This is a genomic window from Streptomyces sp. NPDC005017 (assembly GCF_042873115.1).
Classification (GTDB): Bacteria; Actinomycetota; Actinomycetes; order Streptomycetales; family Streptomycetaceae; genus Streptomyces.
Window position 1 is genome coordinate 235,327 of sequence record NZ_JBIALD010000010.1, and the last position, 14,489, is coordinate 249,815.

Consider the following 14,489-nt stretch of genomic DNA (forward strand, 5'->3'; position numbering starts at 1 on the left):
AATGGGCGGATGACGTCGACACACGAGCCCTCCCTGACCAGCCCCGTCCCCGAGTTGTCCGGCCACGGCCTGCGGCTGCTGCCCTGGGACGCCGATTCCCCGGCGGACGCGGAGGCCTGGCTGCGCGGGCTGACCGACCCGGAGTTCCGGCGCTGGAACACGCCCCTGCGGCAGGTGGAGGACCTGGCCGCCGCGCGGGCCTCGCTGCGGGCGAAGGCCGAGCGGGCGGCGGACGGCGCCGACGTCACCTTCCGTGTCGTGGACGCGGAGAGCGGGACGACGCTCGGCCAGATCGGCGTCAACATGATCGACCGCCTGATGAGCACCGCCCGCGTGGGCTACTGGGTCCTGCCCGAGGCCCGCGGCCGCGGCGTGGCCACCCGCGCCCTGCTCCTGGCCGGCCACTGGGCCCTGACCGACCTCGGACTGCACCGGCTCGAACTCGGTCACGCGCTGGGCCACGACGTGTCCTGCCGCACGGCCGAGCGCTGCGGCTTCCCCGCCGAGGGCACCCTGCGCGGTGCGATGTGGGAGGACGAACGCCGCTCGACCTACCGCGACGTCCACCTCCACGCCCGTCTCGCCACCGACCCGGAGGTCACGGCCACAGCAGCCCCTTGACCCAGCCCCCGCCCTCCCGGCGGTAGGCCAGGCGGACATGGCGGCGCCGTTCGTCGCCCTGGAAGAACTCGGCCTCGTCGGGGCGCATGCGGTAGAGGGTCCAGGAGGGCACCTCGGTCTCCGGGGCGGTGCGGGCCAGGTCCCAGGCGGCCTCCGAGGCCCGGTTCAGGGTCTCCAGCGAGGGCAGCGGCTCGCTCTGGTGCCCGGTGAGGGCCGCGGCCAGGGCGCCGGTGGTCCGGGCGTGCAGATCGGCGCGGGCGGCGCCGGGCGGGGCCTGCTCCACGGGGCCGCGCAGCCGGATCTGGCGGCCGTGGACGGGCCAGTAGAAGCCGAGGGCGGCGTACGGGCGGGCGGCGAGCTGGCGGCCCTTGCGGCTGGTGTCGTGGGTGGCGAAGGCCCAGCCGTCTGCGTCGGCGCCGTGCAGCATCACGGTGCGTACGTCGGGCAGGCCGTCCTCGCCCGTGGTGGCGAGGCTCATCGTGTGCGGCTCGGGCTGCCCGGCGGCGGCCGCCTCCGCGAGCCACCCGGTGAAGAGGGCCAGCGGCTCGGCGGGGGCCGCGTCGGGGTCGAAGGGCCGCAGTTCCGTGACGCCGGGGGCCCACACCCGCAGCGACCGGAGGAGTTCGTGGAGGTCCTGTGCCATGGGCCGAGTATGGCCGTGCGGGCGCCGGGCGCCGCTCACCCCCTGCCCAGCACCACCGTCCCCGAGGAGCAGAACCGGGCGCCGGGCGCCGCTCACCCCCTGCCCAGCACCACCGTCCCCGAGGAGCAGAACCGGGCGTCGGGCGCCGTTCACCCCCTGCCCAGCACCACCGTCCCCGAGGAGCAGAACCAGCCCCCCGTCCCCGACGCCACCGCCAGCTCCGGCAGCGAGCCGTCCGCGCGGCGGACCTGACGTGCCTCCGCCTCGCCGCGCAGCTGCCGTACCGCCTCGACCAGCAGGAACAGGCCGCGCATCCCCGGGTGCTGGGCCGAGAGGCCGCCGCCGTCGGTGTTGACCGGAAGCGCGCCGGCCACTGTCAGCCGCCCCTCCGACACGAAGTCCCCGCCCTCGCCCTTGGCGCAGAAACCGAGGTCCTCCAGGGTCACCAAGGTCATGTAGGTGAAGGCGTCGTAGATCTCGGCGAGGTCGATGTCCGACGGCCGCACCCCGGCCCGCGCGAAGGCCAGCGGACCGCTCACCGCCGCCGGGGAGACCGTGAAGTCGGGCCAGGAGGAGAGCGCGGAGTGGGAGACGTGCTCGCCGGTGCCGAGCACCCACACCGGGCGGGTCCGGCAGTCGCGCACGTACTCCGGGGCCGCGAGCAGCACCGCCGCCCCGCCGTCGGAGCGCAGACAGCAGTGCGGCTTGGTGAAGGGGTCGGCGATCACCGGCGCGGACAGCACCTCGTCGACGGTCAGCGGTGTGCGGTGCAGGGCGTCCGGGTTCAGCGCCGCGTTCGCGCGGGCCTGGACCGCCACCTCGGCGAGCTGCTCGACCGTCGTGCCGTACTCGGTCATGTGGCGGCGGGCCGCCATCGCGTACTTGGCGATCAGTGTGATGCCGTACGGCGTCTCGAACTGGGCGGGGCCGCGGGTGCCGAAGGAGACCTCGCCGGTGCGGCGGCCCGCGCGGACGTCGGCCCGCGCGGTGGAGCCGTAGACCAGCAGGACCGCGCGGGCGTGCCCGGCCGCGATGGCGTCGGCCGCGTGGGCGGCCATCACCTCCCAGGTCGCGCCGCCCACCGAGGTGGAGTCCACCCAGGTGGGCCGCAGGCCCAGATGGTCGGCGACCTCCACGGGCGCCAGCAGGCCGGTGCCCGCCGAGGCGAACCCGTCGACGACCGACCGGTCCAGCCCCGAGTCCGCCAGCGCGCGCCGGGCGGCCTCGGCGTGCAGGGCGTACGGGGTGGCGTCGTCCACCCGGCCGCAGGAGGAGAGGGCGACGCCGACGACGGCCGCATCACGATGACCCATGAGAACTGACGGTACGTCAGATCCGTTGCCCGGTCGAGGCGTCCGACCCCTTCGCATCCCGGGCCGGGCGCCCTAATATGACGGCCCGTCAGTTCCGGAGGTCGCCCATGGACGTCGCCTTCACGCCCGAGCAGGACGGGATCCGCCGCACCCTGCGGGACCTGCTCGACGGACACCCCGTACCGGTCCGCGAGGCCGTCGACCTGCCCGGCGGTCACGACCCGGGCCTGTGGGCCGCGCTCGCCGGACGGCTCGGCCTGCCCGGACTCGCCCTCGCCCCCACCTACGGCGGTGTCGGCGGCACCGCGACGGACCTCGCCCTCGCCGGCGAGGAGACCGGCCGTGCCCTCACCCCCTCGCCCCTGCTGGCCACCACCGTCCTGGCCGCCCCCGCGCTGCTCGCCCTCGGCACCGACGCCCAGCGCGCCCGGCTCCTCCCGGCGCTCGCCGACGGCACCCTCACCGCCGCCCTGGCCGCACCCGGCACGGCCCTCGCCACCGCCCTCGCGCTCACCGGCGACAACACCGGGCCCTGGTCGGGCGACGGCCGCGCGGGCGGCGTACAGGCCCGCCGCGAGCGGGGCGGCTGGCGGCTGTACGGCGAGAGCGGCCAGGTCCTCGACGGGCACAGCGCGGGCCTGCTCCTCGTCCCCGCCCACACCGGCGGCTACGCCCGCTCCCGCACACTCCTCTTCCTCGTCCCCGGCGACGCCCCGGGCCTGACCCGCGTACGGCAGACCGCGCTGGACGCGACCAGGCCGTGCGGGCTGCTGCAACTGCGGGACGTGGAAGCCGAGTTGCTGGGAGAGGACGACACGGTGGACGTGCCCGGGGCGCTGGCCCCGGTCGGCGCGGGCGCCGCCGCCTTCCTCGCCTGCGAGGCGGTGGGGGCGGCCGGGCGGGCGCTGGAGCTCACCGTCGGACACGTGCGGCGGCGCGAGCAGTTCGGGCGGCCGATCGGCTCCTTCCAGGCGCTCCAGCACCGGCTGGCCGACGTCCATGTCCACCTCGAGGCGGCCCGGTCGGCGGCGTACTACGCGGCCTGGGCGGCGGCCGGACCGGAGGGGGCGGATGACGGGCCGGCCCCGGCGGCGGACGGCGCCGCCGCCCTCGCCCTCGCCCACGCCCTCGACGCGCTGCGGCTCGCCGCCGCCGAGGCGATCCAGTTCCACGGGGGCCTCGGGTTCACCTGGGAGCACGACGCCCACCTCTACTTCAAGCGGGCGGCCGGCGACGCGCTCCTCTTCGGGCCCGTCCATCGGCTGCGGGCCCGCGCCGCCGAGACGGCCGGGCTGTTCGACCGTACGCGTCAGGAGGTGACGGTGTGAGCGGCCTCGGAGTGCGGTTCGTGCAGAAGGTGTCGTCCACCCGCGGCTTCGCCCGCGTCGCCCCGCACGTCATCCCGGCCCTGGACCGGGCCGTGCATCGGCTGACCAGGGGAAAGGTGCTGCTCAGCGCCCAGCTGCTGCCCGGCGTGGTGCTCACCGTCACCGGCGCCCGCAGCGGGCTGCCCCGGCGCACCCCGCTGGCCTGCATGCCGGAGGAACCCGGCCGCAGCTGGCTGCTGGTCGGCTCCAACTTCGGCCGCGCCGGCCACCCCGCCTGGACCGCGAACCTCCTGGCCCACCCGGACGCCGAGGTCAGCTGGCAGGGCCGGGACATCCCCGTCACGGCCCGGCTGCTGACCGGGCCGGAGCGGGACGGGGCCTGGCGGGCGGTGCTGGCGTTCTGGCCGCCGTACGCCACGTACCAGGCGCGGGTGGAGCGCGAGATCCGGATCTTCAGGATCGTACGGAGGCCACCGTCGTAGTGGTGCCGGGTCGGGGCCGTGGCCGGGTCAGAGCGCGTGCTGGACCAGCAGGAACGTGCCGATGCCCAGCATCGCCGCCCCCGAGGTGCGGGTGACCGCGCGGGCGGCGGCGGGGCGGGCGCGCAGCACCGCGCGGGCCAGGACGCCGACGGAGAGGTAGACCGCGGCGCAGCACGCCATGTGCAGCAGGCCGAGCGCGGCGGTCTGCACCGGCACCGGGAGGTGCCCGCCGTCGACGGTGAGGAACTGCGGCAGGACGGAGAGGTAGAGCAGCAGGCCCTTGGGGTTCAGGCCGCTGATCGTGGCCCCGCGCAGGAAGACGCCCGCGCCCCCGCCGCGCACCGGCTCCTCGCCGGCCCCGGGCACCGCCGGGCGGCGCAGCACGCCCCAGCCCAGCCACACCAGGTAGCAGGCGCCGGCGACGGTGAGCGCGGTGAGCAGGACCGGGGAGCCCGCGACCAGTACGGCGAGGCCGGCCGCCGCGAGCACGGTGTGCAGCGCGTAGCCCGAGACCAGGCCGCCGACCGCGGCCGCCACCGAGCGGCCGCGCAGCCCGGCGGAGATGGCGTACGCCCAGTCGGCGCCCGGCACGCACACCAGCAGCAGGTCGATCGCGAGGAAGGAGAGGAGGGAACCCGAGTCCATGCCGGGAACGCTATGCCGGATTGGCCCGAAAGTGTTCCTGAAGTTTGCCCGTCCTCTCGCACAGTGAGGGAAGATCTACCCCATGGACGACGTGGACCGGAAAATTCTTGCCGAGCTTCAGCAGGACGGGCGGCTGACCGTGACCGAGCTGGCCGGGCGGGTGCGGCTGAGCGTGTCGCCGTGCCACCGCCGGCTGCGGGAGCTGGAGCGGTCGGGGGCGATCAGCGGATACCGCGCGGTGGTGGAGCCGGCGGCGGTGGGGCTCAGCTTCGAGGCGCTGGTGTTCGTGTCCATGCGGCAGGAGGACCGGGACACCGTCGTCGAGTTCGAGCGGGCGCTCACCGAGGTCGAGCATGTGCTGGACGCCCAGCGGCTGTTCGGCGAGCCGGACTATCTGCTGCGGGTCGCCACCGCGGACCTTGCGGCGTTCCAGAGGCTCTACGACGAGAGGCTGGCCACTTTGCCGGGGGTGCAGCGGCTTACGTCGACGCTGGTGATGAAGCACGTGGTGAAGGATCGGCCGTTGCCCGCGTAGGCGGTGGCTTTCGGGAGTCGCCCTCGGTTGCTCGCGCTCACGCGGCGGAGTCACGTGCGGCACTTCCCCGCGCCCCTTTCGGGGCGCTTGACAAGACGGTGGGGAATTGCGGCGGGGTTACTTCGTGGGCTTCTTGCCCGTGACGCCCAGGTAGACCAACAGGGCCAGATTCGGCTTGAGTTCGGCCTGCTTCACGCCCCAGGAGGTGAAGCCCTTCTGGTGCGAGGCGACGGCGGCGAGCATGGCCACCAGGGAGCCGGCGACGGCGGCCGGGTTGACGTCCTTGTCGACCCTGCCCTTGGACTGGAGTTCGGTGACGGCTTCCGCGAGGGAGTTGTTCACCGAGTTCAGGATCTTCATGCGGAGCTTGTAGAAGCGCTTGTCGCCCTCGGCCGCGCCTAGATCGACCACGCGCAGGATCGCGTCGTTCTTCCGCCAGAACTCCAGGAATCCGTCGACGAGTTCCTGCGCGGTCTGCCAGCCGGCCTTGCCGACCCAGCTGCGGCCCTCCAGCAGTTCCGTCAACCCGGCGCCCTCGGCGGCCATTTGGTCGGCGATCTCCAGGACGGCACCTTCGACGTCCGGGAAGTACTGATAGAAGGTCGCGGGCGAAGTGCCCGCCTTCCGGGCGACATCGATGACCTTGACGTCCCGGTACGGAGACGAGCTGAGCATCTCGCTGAGGCAGTCGAGCAGCTTCTGCCGCGTCGCCTGCCCGCGCCGACCGGCAACGCGGCCGTCGACGGTACGCACTTGTCCTGTCATGCCGTCAGCTTACCGAGGGGTGATCGGAGCGCGATTCGGCCGACTGCAAATGGGGTGCGCGGGGGTTCCGCGGCAGGTGTGCTGGTCTGCGCGTTGCGTGAGCGGCCGTTACGTTTCTTGTATGGCCGAAAACAGGGCATCGCGGGTCACGGAGGGCATCCCCTGCTGGGTGGACGCCCAGCTTCCCGACCTGGAAGCGGGGAAACGGTTCTACGGTGAGCTCTTCGGGTGGTCGTACGAGGACTGGTACCGGGGCAGTGTGCGGGCCCTGAAGGACGGCGAGCCGGTCGCCGCGCTGGCTCACAAGGCGGACGGGCGGATGCCCACCGTCTGGACGGTGTACTTCGCCACCCCGGCCGCCGAGGTGCTGGCCCGGCGCGTGCGGGAGACGGGTGGCCAGGTGGTGGCGGTGCCGATGCCCATGGGGGAGCTGGGCACGGTCGCGCTCGCCGCCGACCCCGAGGGCGCGGTGTTCGGCATCTGGGAGCCCGGCACCCACACCGGCTTCGGCCTGCGGCACGCGCCGGGCAGTTTCGTCTGGGCCGAGCTGTACGCCCGGGACACCGCCGGCGCCAACGACTTCTACGGCGGCCTCTTCCACGACGCGCTGTTCGGGCCGGACGCCGAGCCCGACTTCGGGCGGGCACCGGTCACCGACGTCTTCGCGGCCGAGATGCCCCCGCACTTCCTCGCCCACTTCCGGGTCGAGGACTGCGAGAGGGCCCTCGCGGAGGTGAACCGGCTCGGCGGACGCGTCCAGGCGGGACCGTTCGCCACCTCGTACGGCACAGTGGGGGTGGTCGCCGACGACCAGGGGGCGTCCTTCGCCGTGCTGGAGCGCTGATCAGGAGGCCCGTCGAAGGATTTTCGCCCCCGTTTGTCCGCTGACACCCCGATTCTCACCCGGTTCGCAACCGGGGCCTCGGCCAGGAAGAATCGGGGTGCGTGCCGCCATGGCGGTGCGGTGGTGAGACGCTGCACGGGGTCGTGCGCACAAGTGGGGCGCACGGCCCGTACGGGGAGGTGGCAGGCAAGTGGTGGATCAGCTGACGCAGCACGATCCGCGGCGGATCGGGCCGTTCGAGGTGCTGGGACGGCTGGGGGCCGGCGGCATGGGGCTGGTCTATCTCGCGCGCTCGGCGTCGGGCCGGCGGGTGGCGATCAAGACGGTCCGTACGGAACTCGCCGAGGACCAGCTCTTCCGCGTCCGCTTCACGCGCGAGGTGGAGGCCGCCCGCGCGGTATCCGGCTTCTACACGGCGGCCGTGGTCGACGCCGATCCCCGCGCGGCGGTGCCCTGGCTGGCCACGGCCTATGTCCCCGCGCCCTCCCTCGAGGAGATAGTGAACGACTGCGGGCCGCTTCCGGCCCAGGCCGTGCGCTGGCTCGCCGCGGGTGTCGCCGAGGCCCTCCAGTCCATCCACGGCGCCGGGCTGGTCCACCGCGACCTCAAGCCCTCCAACGTCCTCGTGGTCGAGGACGGCCCCCGGGTGATCGACTTCGGTATCGCGTCCGGCGTCTCGAACACCCGTTTGACGATGACCAACGTGGCGGTCGGCACGCCCGCCTACATGTCGCCCGAGCAGGCCAAGGACTCCCGCAGCGTCACGGGCGCCAGCGACGTCTTCTCGCTCGGCTCCACCCTGGTCTTCGCCGCCACCGGCCACCCGCCCTACCACGGCGCCAACCCGGTCGAGACGGTGTTCATGCTGCTGCGCGAGGGCCCCGACCTGGACGGTCTGCCCGACGAGCTGCGGCCCCTGATCGAGTCCTGTATGCAGATGGAGGCCTCGGCCAGACCCACCCCGGCCGACCTCCAGGCCCAGCTCGCCCCGCATCTGTTCGGCTCCGGCTCCGACGACAGCGGCACCGCCTCGGCCTGGCTGCCGGAGAAGGCCGTCGCGATGATCGAGACCCGCCGCGGCGGCCGTCTCGCGCCCAGGCCCGCGGGCGGCGGCCGCAGCACCGGAGGGCGCCACCCGGGCCTGCCCGCCGTACCGCCCCCGCCGCACCACCCGCCCGCCCCCGCCGTCGCGCCCGTCGGGGCCACGGCCCCCGTGGGCGCCCCGGGCACCGGTCCCGTCCACCTGGCCGGCGGGTCCGTGCCGATCGGGCCGGGCCCGCGCGTGGCCGACGGCCGTGCCGCCGCCGTGAAGGCGCCCCCGCCCGAGGCGGGCCTGGTGGCCGCGTGGTCCAAGCCGCGGCCCGGCGTCAACGGCGCCGACACCTCCCCGGCGCAGCCGCCGGTCCCGGTCCCCGAGGTCCCCGGCTCCTGGCGCCCCTGGCGCTTCCGCATGTCCAACGACGTCTGGGGCACCCCGGCCGTCGCCGACGACCTCGTCTACGTCACCTCCTTCGAGGTGCACGCCCTCGACGTGGCCACCGGCCGCCGCCGCTTCAAGACCCGTGACGTCGCCTGGTCCATGGCGGTCGCGGACGGCCGTGTCCACGCCTCCGACGGCCCCACCCTCTTCGCGCTGGACGCGAGGGAGGGCGCGGACCTGTGGCGCCTGCAGACGGACGCCTGGGTGTACTCGCTCAAGGCCGACCGGGGCACCGTCGTCACCGGCACCCGAGGCGGCGGCGTCCAGGCCTGGGAGGCGGCGGGCGGCCAGAAGCTCTGGGAGATCACCGGCGCCCAGACCGACTTCGAGTCCCCGGAGGCCGGCCCCGCCGTCCACGACGGCACCGTCTACGTCTGGCAGGACGCCCGGCTGCGCGCCCTGGACGCCCGTACCGGCGACGAGCGCTGGTCGTACCCCATCGGTGACGCGGCCTCCTGCGGCGGCGTCCCCGTCCGGCTCACCCCGGCCCCCGACGGCTACGTCTACGTCAGCGCGGGCACCCGCGTCCTCGCCATCGACATCGCCGCGGGGCACGTCAAGTGGCACTTCGAGGCGCCCGCCGTCTTCCTCTGCCCGCCCGCCTACGCCCCCGGCCCCGCCGTCACCGGCGGCGGCGTGTACCTCGCCGACTACCTCGGCACGGTCTACGCCCTCGACGCCACCGACGGCCGCGACCGCTGGCGCATCGCCACCGAGAGCCGGGCCTCCATCGAGCCGGTACTGGTGGCCGCCGGACACGTCCACGTCGGCAGCGGCAACGGCCTCTACACCCTGGACGCCGTCACCGGCACCCCGAAGTGGCGCTTCCAGGCGGGCGGCGACATCGTCGGCGCGCCCTCGGTCGCCGAGGGCCGTATCCACTTCGGCTCCACCGACCACCTGCTCTACACCCTGAAGGCCGACGACGGCCGTCTGCGCTGGAAGCTGGCCACGGGCGGCGAGATCACCGGCTCGCCGGTGGTCAAGGACGGCATCGTGTACGCGTGCAGCAAGGACCGCTGCGTGTACGCGCTGGACGCGGAGAAGGGCACGGGCACGGCACGGACCAGCTGACCCGCGCGCACCGCCGACGGCCGCTCCGGTTACGGGACGGCCGTCGTCCCGGGGCACGGAAGGGGGTCCAGACGGCGGCCGTCGCTCGGGAGGGCGGGTGGCGGACGCCGGTCACCTCACCGCTGAGGCCCGCGCCGGTCTCCTCGCCGCTCTCACAGCAGACGCTACGCCCGGCGAGTCGGCCCCGCCACGCGGGACAGGCCCCCCACCTGGTGCGATGCGCTATCTGGTGCGGTGCCCGCCCGGCCGCCCCCGGAACAGCTCCGCCTGCCGCCCGGGCGGCAGGCTCCCCAGCGCGATCAGCTGCGGCGCCTGGGCGAACCCCCGGGCCAGCGCCCCCTCCCGCGCCGCCCACAACGCCCGCACGGTCCCCTGCACCGCCTGCGCCGGACACCCCGCGATCACCTCGGCGCAGGACACCGCGGCCGCCACCGCCCCGCCCCGCGGGGTCACCTCCGACACCAGCCCCGTCGCATGGGCCCGCTCCGCCCCGATCCGCTCCCGCACCCCCATCAGCGCCATCCGCGCGACCTCCCCGTACGGCATCCGCTGCGCCATGAGCAGCGTCTCGTAGGCGCTGACCATCCCGTACGAGGTGTGCGGGTCGAAGAACGAGGCGTCCGCCCCCGCGACGACGAACTCGCACTCCCCGAGCAGATAGAAGGCGCCGCCGCAGGCCATCCCCTCCACGGCGGCGACGACCGGCTTCCACAGGTCGCAGGACTTCGGCCCGACCCGCAGCAGCGGATCGTCCAGCATGTACGGCGACGAGGGCTGCTCCACGACGACGTCCCGGTCGATCCCGGTGCAGAAGGCCCGCGTCCCGGCCCCGGTGAGCACGACCGCCCGTACCGAGTCGTCGAACCGCAACGCCCGCCAGATGCCGGTCAGCCGCTCCACCGCCGCCAGGTCGAGCGCGTTGAGCCGCTCGGGCCGGTCGAGGGTGACGACGGCGACCGCGGTGTCCTCGTCGACGTCGAGCCGCACACTCACGGCTGCTCCAGCAGCCACTGGGGCAGCCCGTCGCCGGTGAACGAGACCCGCACCCGGGCCCCGATCCGGATCAGTCGCGGGTCGAGGGAGTCGATGGGCGCGCCCGGAGCGGCGACCAGGTTGCCGACGAGCCGGACGCGGGGGGCGTCGGCGAGTTCGACGATCACGACGGGGTACGGCGCCCGCTCCGCGTAGCCGGGCAGCAGCGGCGGATGGGCGACGACGTACGACCAGACGCGGCCGCGGCCGTCGGTCGGCTTCCACACGCACGCGAAGGACCCGCAGTGCGGGCAGCAGGGCCGGGGCGGGAAGCGGACCTCGCCGCAGTCCGCACAGGCCTGGACGCGCAGTTCGCCGCGGGCCGCGTACTCCCAGAAGGGCGCGCCGTCGGTGTCGGTGACAGGGGTCAGCACGTTCAGCTCCTTAGCAGCAGCGCGGAGGTGGGCACGCCCTCGCCGGCCGTGACGAGGCAGGTGGTGGCGCCGGGGACCTGCGCGGTGGCGGTGCCGCGCAGTTGCTTCACCCCTTCGTTGATCAGGTTGAAGCCGTGCACATAGGCCTCGCTGAGCCCGCCCCCGCCGGTGTTGAGCGGCAGCCGGCCGCCGGTCTCCAGCGCGCCCTGCTCGGTGAAGGCGCCGCCCTCGCCCCTCGCGCAGAAGCCGTAGCCCTCCAGGGAGAGCGGGACGAGCGGGGTGAAGGCGTCGTAGATCTGCGCCACGTCCACGTCGTCCGGGGTGAGGTCGGCCCGCTTCCACAGCTGCCGGGCGGCGGTCCAGGCGGGGCCGGTGAGGGGGTCGTCGTTCCAGTAGTTGACCATGCCGTGGTGCTGGGCGGGCAGACCCTGGGCGGCGGAGTGGACGAGGACCGGCCGGTGCCGGCAGTCGCGGGCGCGCTCGCGCGAGACGACCACGCAGGCCAGCGCCCCGTCCGTCTCCAGGCAGTTGTCGTACAGGCACAGCGGCTCGCTGATCCAGCGCGAGGTCATGTACATCTCGCGGGTCAGGGGGCGGTCGTACATCACCGCCGCCGGGTTCTGGTTGGCCCGGTTGCGGCAGGCGAGGGCGACGTTGAACAGGTGGTCCCGGGTGGCGCCGTACTCGTGCATGTACCGCCGGGCCAGCATGGCGATCTCGTCGGCCGGCCGCAGCAGGCCGAAGGGGCGGGTCCACTGGGCGGGGGTGGGCAGCTGGGCGCGGGTCTCGGTCCAGGGGCGCGGCCCGCTGCCGCGCTTGCGCGAGCGCCAGGCGACCCCGACGGTGGCCTGACCGGCGGCGACGGCGGCGGCGAGGTGGGCGACGGTCGCGCAGGAGCCGCCGCCGCCGTACGGGACGCGGCTGAAGAAGGTCAGGTCCCCGAACCCGACGGCCTTGGCGAGCTCCACCTCGTCGGTCTCCTCCATGGTGTAGGAGGCGACAGCGTCCACCTCGCCGGGCGCGATCCCGGCGTCGTCCAGCGCGGCGAGCACGGCCCGGCAGGCGAGGGTCCTCTCGTCCTCCGGCAGGTGCCGGGCGAAGGGGGTCTGGCCTATGCCGGCGATGGCGGCGGCGTCCTTGATCCCGGCCATGGGCCCTCCCAGCGGGGCTGGTTCCTCATTGCTGACGGGTCGTCAGATTAGCGATAGCCTGACGAACTGTCAGCAACTGCGGGGCGGGAGGCCGGTCGTGAGGGACGAGTGGAACGCCCCGTGGGGCAGCATTCCCGAGCTGGTGCGCTGGGCGGCCGTGCGCCACGCCGCCACCGAGGCGGTCGTCGACTGCGGCGGCCGGGTACGGGTGACGTACGCCGGCCTGGGCGCCCGGGTGGAACGCGCGGCCGCGGCCTGCCTGGCCCAGGGCGTGCGCCCCGGCGACCGGGTGGGCATCTGGGCCCCCAACTCCCTGGACTGGATCACGGCGGCGCTCGGGGCGGTCTCGGCGGGCGCGGTCCTGGTCCCCCTCAACACCCGTTTCAAGGGCGCCGAGGCGGCCGACGTGCTGCGCCGCAGCGGGGCACGGCTGCTCTTCGTCACGGGCACGTTCCTCGGCACCTCCTACGTCGCCTCGCTGCGCAGGGCGGCGGGGGAGGGCGACGCGGCGGGCCCGCTCCCCGGCCTCCCGGCGCTGCGCGCCGCGGTGGTGCTGTCGGAGGACGCGCCGCGGTCCTTCCTGACCTGGAAGGACTTCCTGGCGAGCGGGGAGGGCGTGGCGGCCGAGGAGGTCCGCTCGGTACAGGTGCCCGGCACGGCGGCCTCGGACATCGTCTTCACGTCCGGTACGACGGGCCGCCCGAAGGGCGCGCTGATCACCCACGCGCAGTCCCTGCGGGCGTACGACACCTGGGCCCAACTGGCGGGTCTGCGCCGGGGCGACCGCTATCTGATCGTCAACCCCTTCTTCCACACCTTCGGCTACAAGGCCGGCGTCCTCGCCTGCCTGACGAGGGGCGCGACGATGATCCCGCAGCCGGTCTTCGGCGCCGAGACGGCGCTGGCCAACGTGGCGGCGGAGCGGGTGACGGTCCTGCCCGGCCCGCCGACCCTGTTCGAGTCACTCCTCGACCACCCCGCCCGCCGCGACCACGACCTCTCCAGCCTCCGGCTGGTCGTGACCGGCGCGGCGGTGGTCCCGCTGTCCCTGGTCGAACGCCTGCGGACCGGCCTCGGCGTGGAGACGGTCCTCACCGCCTACGGCCTCTCCGAGGCGAGCGGCTTCGTGACGATGTGCCGCCGCGGGGACCCGCCCGAGGTCGTCGCCGCCACGTCCGGGCGGGCGATACCGGGGGTCGAGGTGCGGGTGGTGTCCCCCGACGGCACCGGCCTCCCGCCGGGCTCCCCGGGGGAGGTCCTGGTCCGGGGCTTCAACGTGATGCGCGGCTACTACGAGGACCCCGCCGCCACGGCCGAGGTCCTGGCCCCCGACGGCTGGCTGCGCACCGGCGACGTGGGAGTCCTGGACGCCGCGGGCAACCTGCGCATCACCGACCGGCTGAAGGACATGTACATCGTCGGCGGCTTCAACGCCTACCCGGCGGAGATAGAGCGGCTGCTGGCCGCGCACCCGGACGTCGCGGAGGTGGCCGTCGTCGGCGTCCCCGACCCCCGCCTCGGCGAGACCGGCAAGGCCTACGTCGTCCGCCGCCCCGGCTCCTCCCTCACCGCCGACGACCTCATCGCCTGGTCCCGCCGCGAGATGGCCAACTTCAAGGTCCCGAGGTGGGTGCGGTTCGTGGAGCAACTCCCGCGCAACGCCGCCGGCAAGGTGGTGAAGGGCGGACTCCGCGAGGCCTCGGGCCCGTGACGCCCTCGAGGGGACAGAGCCCGAAAGCCCTGCCCCCTCGAAACACCCCGGCCACGGCGGCCCCCCTCCGCGCCGCCGCGGCCGTCCCCCTCGGGCCGGAAGTACGCGGGCCCTACTTGCCGCCGAGATCCAGGGCGGGCGGGGCGGGTGCGTGCTGGTCCAGCGTGGTGACCTCGCCGTCCAGGGCGGGCGGAACAGGCGCGTGCTGGTCCAGCGTGGTGACCTCCTCGTCCAGGGCGGGCGGCGCGGGCGCGTGCTGGTCCAGCGTCGTGATCTTCTCGTCCTTCTTTGCTTCGCTCACGGTGTGAACCCCTAAGGCAGTGGCTGACGTTCCAGACGGAGGCGCCCGTTCGGCGGCTCCCCCGAGGGCCGCCGAACGGGCGTTTCCGAGGCCTCAGCGTAGTCACGAGACCTGAGGGATCCGCCTGCCCCCCGACGCGACGGATCCGTGCATTGAGAGTGGCAGGAGCCCATAAACGTTCGATGAACGA

General features: G+C 74.5%; 15 protein-coding genes. 7 read left to right on the top strand and 8 right to left on the bottom strand.

Features of this window, described 5'->3' with window-relative positions; translation table 11 throughout:
• Positions 1 to 9 precede the first annotated feature (9 nt).
• A complete protein-coding gene (locus ACFYR0_RS17970) occupies positions 10 to 621 on the top strand; it encodes a GNAT family N-acetyltransferase (RefSeq protein WP_389328330.1) in 612 nt (203 codons plus the stop codon).
• On the opposite strand, the gene ACFYR0_RS17975 is transcribed toward ACFYR0_RS17970, so the two are convergent.
• Positions 599 to 1,264, bottom strand: a complete 666-nt coding sequence (locus ACFYR0_RS17975) for a pyridoxal 5'-phosphate synthase (RefSeq protein ID WP_389328333.1) — start codon at positions 1,262 to 1,264, stop codon at positions 599 to 601. The two genes, ACFYR0_RS17970 and ACFYR0_RS17975, sit on opposite strands and share 23 nt — an antisense overlap.
• A 149-nt stretch (positions 1,265 to 1,413) precedes the next feature.
• Complete coding sequence (locus ACFYR0_RS17980) at positions 1,414 to 2,577, bottom strand: acetyl-CoA acetyltransferase (RefSeq protein WP_389328336.1); 1,164 nt, start codon at positions 2,575 to 2,577, stop codon at positions 1,414 to 1,416.
• Between the two features lie 107 nt (positions 2,578 to 2,684).
• On the opposite strand from ACFYR0_RS17980, the gene ACFYR0_RS17985 reads away from it, so the two are divergent.
• Positions 2,685 to 3,905, top strand: coding sequence for an acyl-CoA dehydrogenase family protein (locus tag ACFYR0_RS17985; protein WP_389328339.1), 1,221 nt, complete (start codon positions 2,685 to 2,687; stop codon positions 3,903 to 3,905).
• Positions 3,902 to 4,387, top strand: a complete 486-nt coding sequence (locus tag ACFYR0_RS17990; protein ID WP_389328342.1) for a nitroreductase family deazaflavin-dependent oxidoreductase — start codon at positions 3,902 to 3,904, stop codon at positions 4,385 to 4,387. Before ACFYR0_RS17985 ends, ACFYR0_RS17990 begins: the two co-directional genes overlap by 4 nt.
• Before the next feature lie 27 nt (positions 4,388 to 4,414).
• On the opposite strand, the gene ACFYR0_RS17995 is transcribed toward ACFYR0_RS17990, so the two are convergent.
• Positions 4,415 to 5,032 carry a LysE family translocator gene (locus ACFYR0_RS17995; protein ID WP_389328345.1) on the bottom strand — a complete coding sequence of 206 codons (618 nt, stop codon included), beginning with the start codon at positions 5,030 to 5,032 and terminating at the stop codon, positions 4,415 to 4,417.
• Between the two features lie 82 nt (positions 5,033 to 5,114).
• Between ACFYR0_RS17995 and ACFYR0_RS18000 the strand changes: the two genes are divergently transcribed.
• Positions 5,115 to 5,567 (top strand): Lrp/AsnC family transcriptional regulator, encoded by a 453-nt coding sequence (locus tag ACFYR0_RS18000; RefSeq protein WP_386377613.1) that lies wholly within the window; start codon positions 5,115 to 5,117, stop codon positions 5,565 to 5,567.
• Between the two features lie 117 nt (positions 5,568 to 5,684).
• Here ACFYR0_RS18000 and ACFYR0_RS18005 read toward each other — a convergent pair whose 3' ends face one another.
• The gene (locus ACFYR0_RS18005) at positions 5,685 to 6,320 is read right to left on the bottom strand and encodes a TetR family transcriptional regulator (protein ID WP_386377845.1); all 636 of its coding nucleotides are present in this window, start codon (positions 6,318 to 6,320) and stop codon (positions 5,685 to 5,687) included.
• Between the two features lie 133 nt (positions 6,321 to 6,453).
• Between ACFYR0_RS18005 and ACFYR0_RS18010 the strand changes: the two genes are divergently transcribed.
• The gene (locus tag ACFYR0_RS18010) at positions 6,454 to 7,176 is read left to right on the top strand and encodes a VOC family protein (protein WP_389328348.1); all 723 of its coding nucleotides are present in this window, start codon (positions 6,454 to 6,456) and stop codon (positions 7,174 to 7,176) included.
• A gap of 190 nt (positions 7,177 to 7,366) precedes the next feature.
• Positions 7,367 to 9,730, top strand: coding sequence for a PQQ-binding-like beta-propeller repeat protein (locus ACFYR0_RS18015; RefSeq protein WP_389328351.1), 2,364 nt, complete (start codon positions 7,367 to 7,369; stop codon positions 9,728 to 9,730).
• A 222-nt stretch (positions 9,731 to 9,952) separates the two neighbouring features.
• Here the strand turns inward: ACFYR0_RS18015 and ACFYR0_RS18020 are convergent, their stop codons facing one another.
• Genes ACFYR0_RS18020 through ACFYR0_RS18030 form a run of 3 tightly spaced genes read right to left on the bottom strand, consistent with a single transcriptional unit; the run spans position 9,953 to position 12,287 of the window.
• Positions 9,953 to 10,723, bottom strand: a complete 771-nt coding sequence (locus tag ACFYR0_RS18020; protein ID WP_389328353.1) for an enoyl-CoA hydratase/isomerase family protein — start codon at positions 10,721 to 10,723, stop codon at positions 9,953 to 9,955.
• Positions 10,720 to 11,136 carry a Zn-ribbon domain-containing OB-fold protein gene (locus tag ACFYR0_RS18025; RefSeq protein WP_389328356.1) on the bottom strand — a complete coding sequence of 139 codons (417 nt, stop codon included), beginning with the start codon at positions 11,134 to 11,136 and terminating at the stop codon, positions 10,720 to 10,722. The genes ACFYR0_RS18020 and ACFYR0_RS18025 overlap by 4 nt, the downstream gene beginning before the upstream one ends.
• Positions 11,137 to 11,138: 2 nt before the next feature.
• Positions 11,139 to 12,287 carry a lipid-transfer protein gene (locus tag ACFYR0_RS18030; RefSeq protein WP_389328359.1) on the bottom strand — a complete coding sequence of 383 codons (1,149 nt, stop codon included), beginning with the start codon at positions 12,285 to 12,287 and terminating at the stop codon, positions 11,139 to 11,141.
• Positions 12,288 to 12,384: 97 nt separating this feature from the next.
• On the opposite strand from ACFYR0_RS18030, the gene ACFYR0_RS18035 reads away from it, so the two are divergent.
• Positions 12,385 to 13,998: a FadD3 family acyl-CoA ligase gene (locus tag ACFYR0_RS18035; protein ID WP_389328362.1), complete on the top strand. Its 1,614-nt coding sequence runs from the start codon at positions 12,385 to 12,387 to the stop codon at positions 13,996 to 13,998.
• A gap of 112 nt (positions 13,999 to 14,110) precedes the next feature.
• Here ACFYR0_RS18035 and ACFYR0_RS18040 read toward each other — a convergent pair whose 3' ends face one another.
• A complete protein-coding gene (locus tag ACFYR0_RS18040) occupies positions 14,111 to 14,299 on the bottom strand; it encodes a sigma-like protein (RefSeq protein ID WP_389328365.1) in 189 nt (62 codons plus the stop codon).
• Positions 14,300 to 14,489: the final 190 nt, after the last annotated feature.

Bases quoted from the DNA above. Each gene is read 5' to 3' on its own strand.
- ACFYR0_RS17970 (WP_389328330.1), top strand. From the start codon at position 10: ATGACGTCGACACACGAGCCCTCCCTGACCAGCCCCGTCCCCGAGTTG.
- ACFYR0_RS17995 (WP_389328345.1), bottom strand. From the start codon at position 5,032: ATGGACTCGGGTTCCCTCCTCTCCTTCCTCGCGATCGACCTGCTGCTG.
- ACFYR0_RS17985 (WP_389328339.1), top strand. From the start codon at position 2,685: ATGGACGTCGCCTTCACGCCCGAGCAGGACGGGATCCGCCGCACCCTG.
- ACFYR0_RS18030 (WP_389328359.1), bottom strand. From the start codon at position 12,287: ATGGCCGGGATCAAGGACGCCGCCGCCATCGCCGGCATAGGCCAGACC.
- ACFYR0_RS17975 (WP_389328333.1), bottom strand. From the start codon at position 1,264: ATGGCACAGGACCTCCACGAACTCCTCCGGTCGCTGCGGGTGTGGGCC.
- ACFYR0_RS17980 (WP_389328336.1), bottom strand. From the start codon at position 2,577: ATGGGTCATCGTGATGCGGCCGTCGTCGGCGTCGCCCTCTCCTCCTGC.
- ACFYR0_RS18000 (WP_386377613.1), top strand. From the start codon at position 5,115: ATGGACGACGTGGACCGGAAAATTCTTGCCGAGCTTCAGCAGGACGGG.
- ACFYR0_RS18010 (WP_389328348.1), top strand. From the start codon at position 6,454: ATGGCCGAAAACAGGGCATCGCGGGTCACGGAGGGCATCCCCTGCTGG.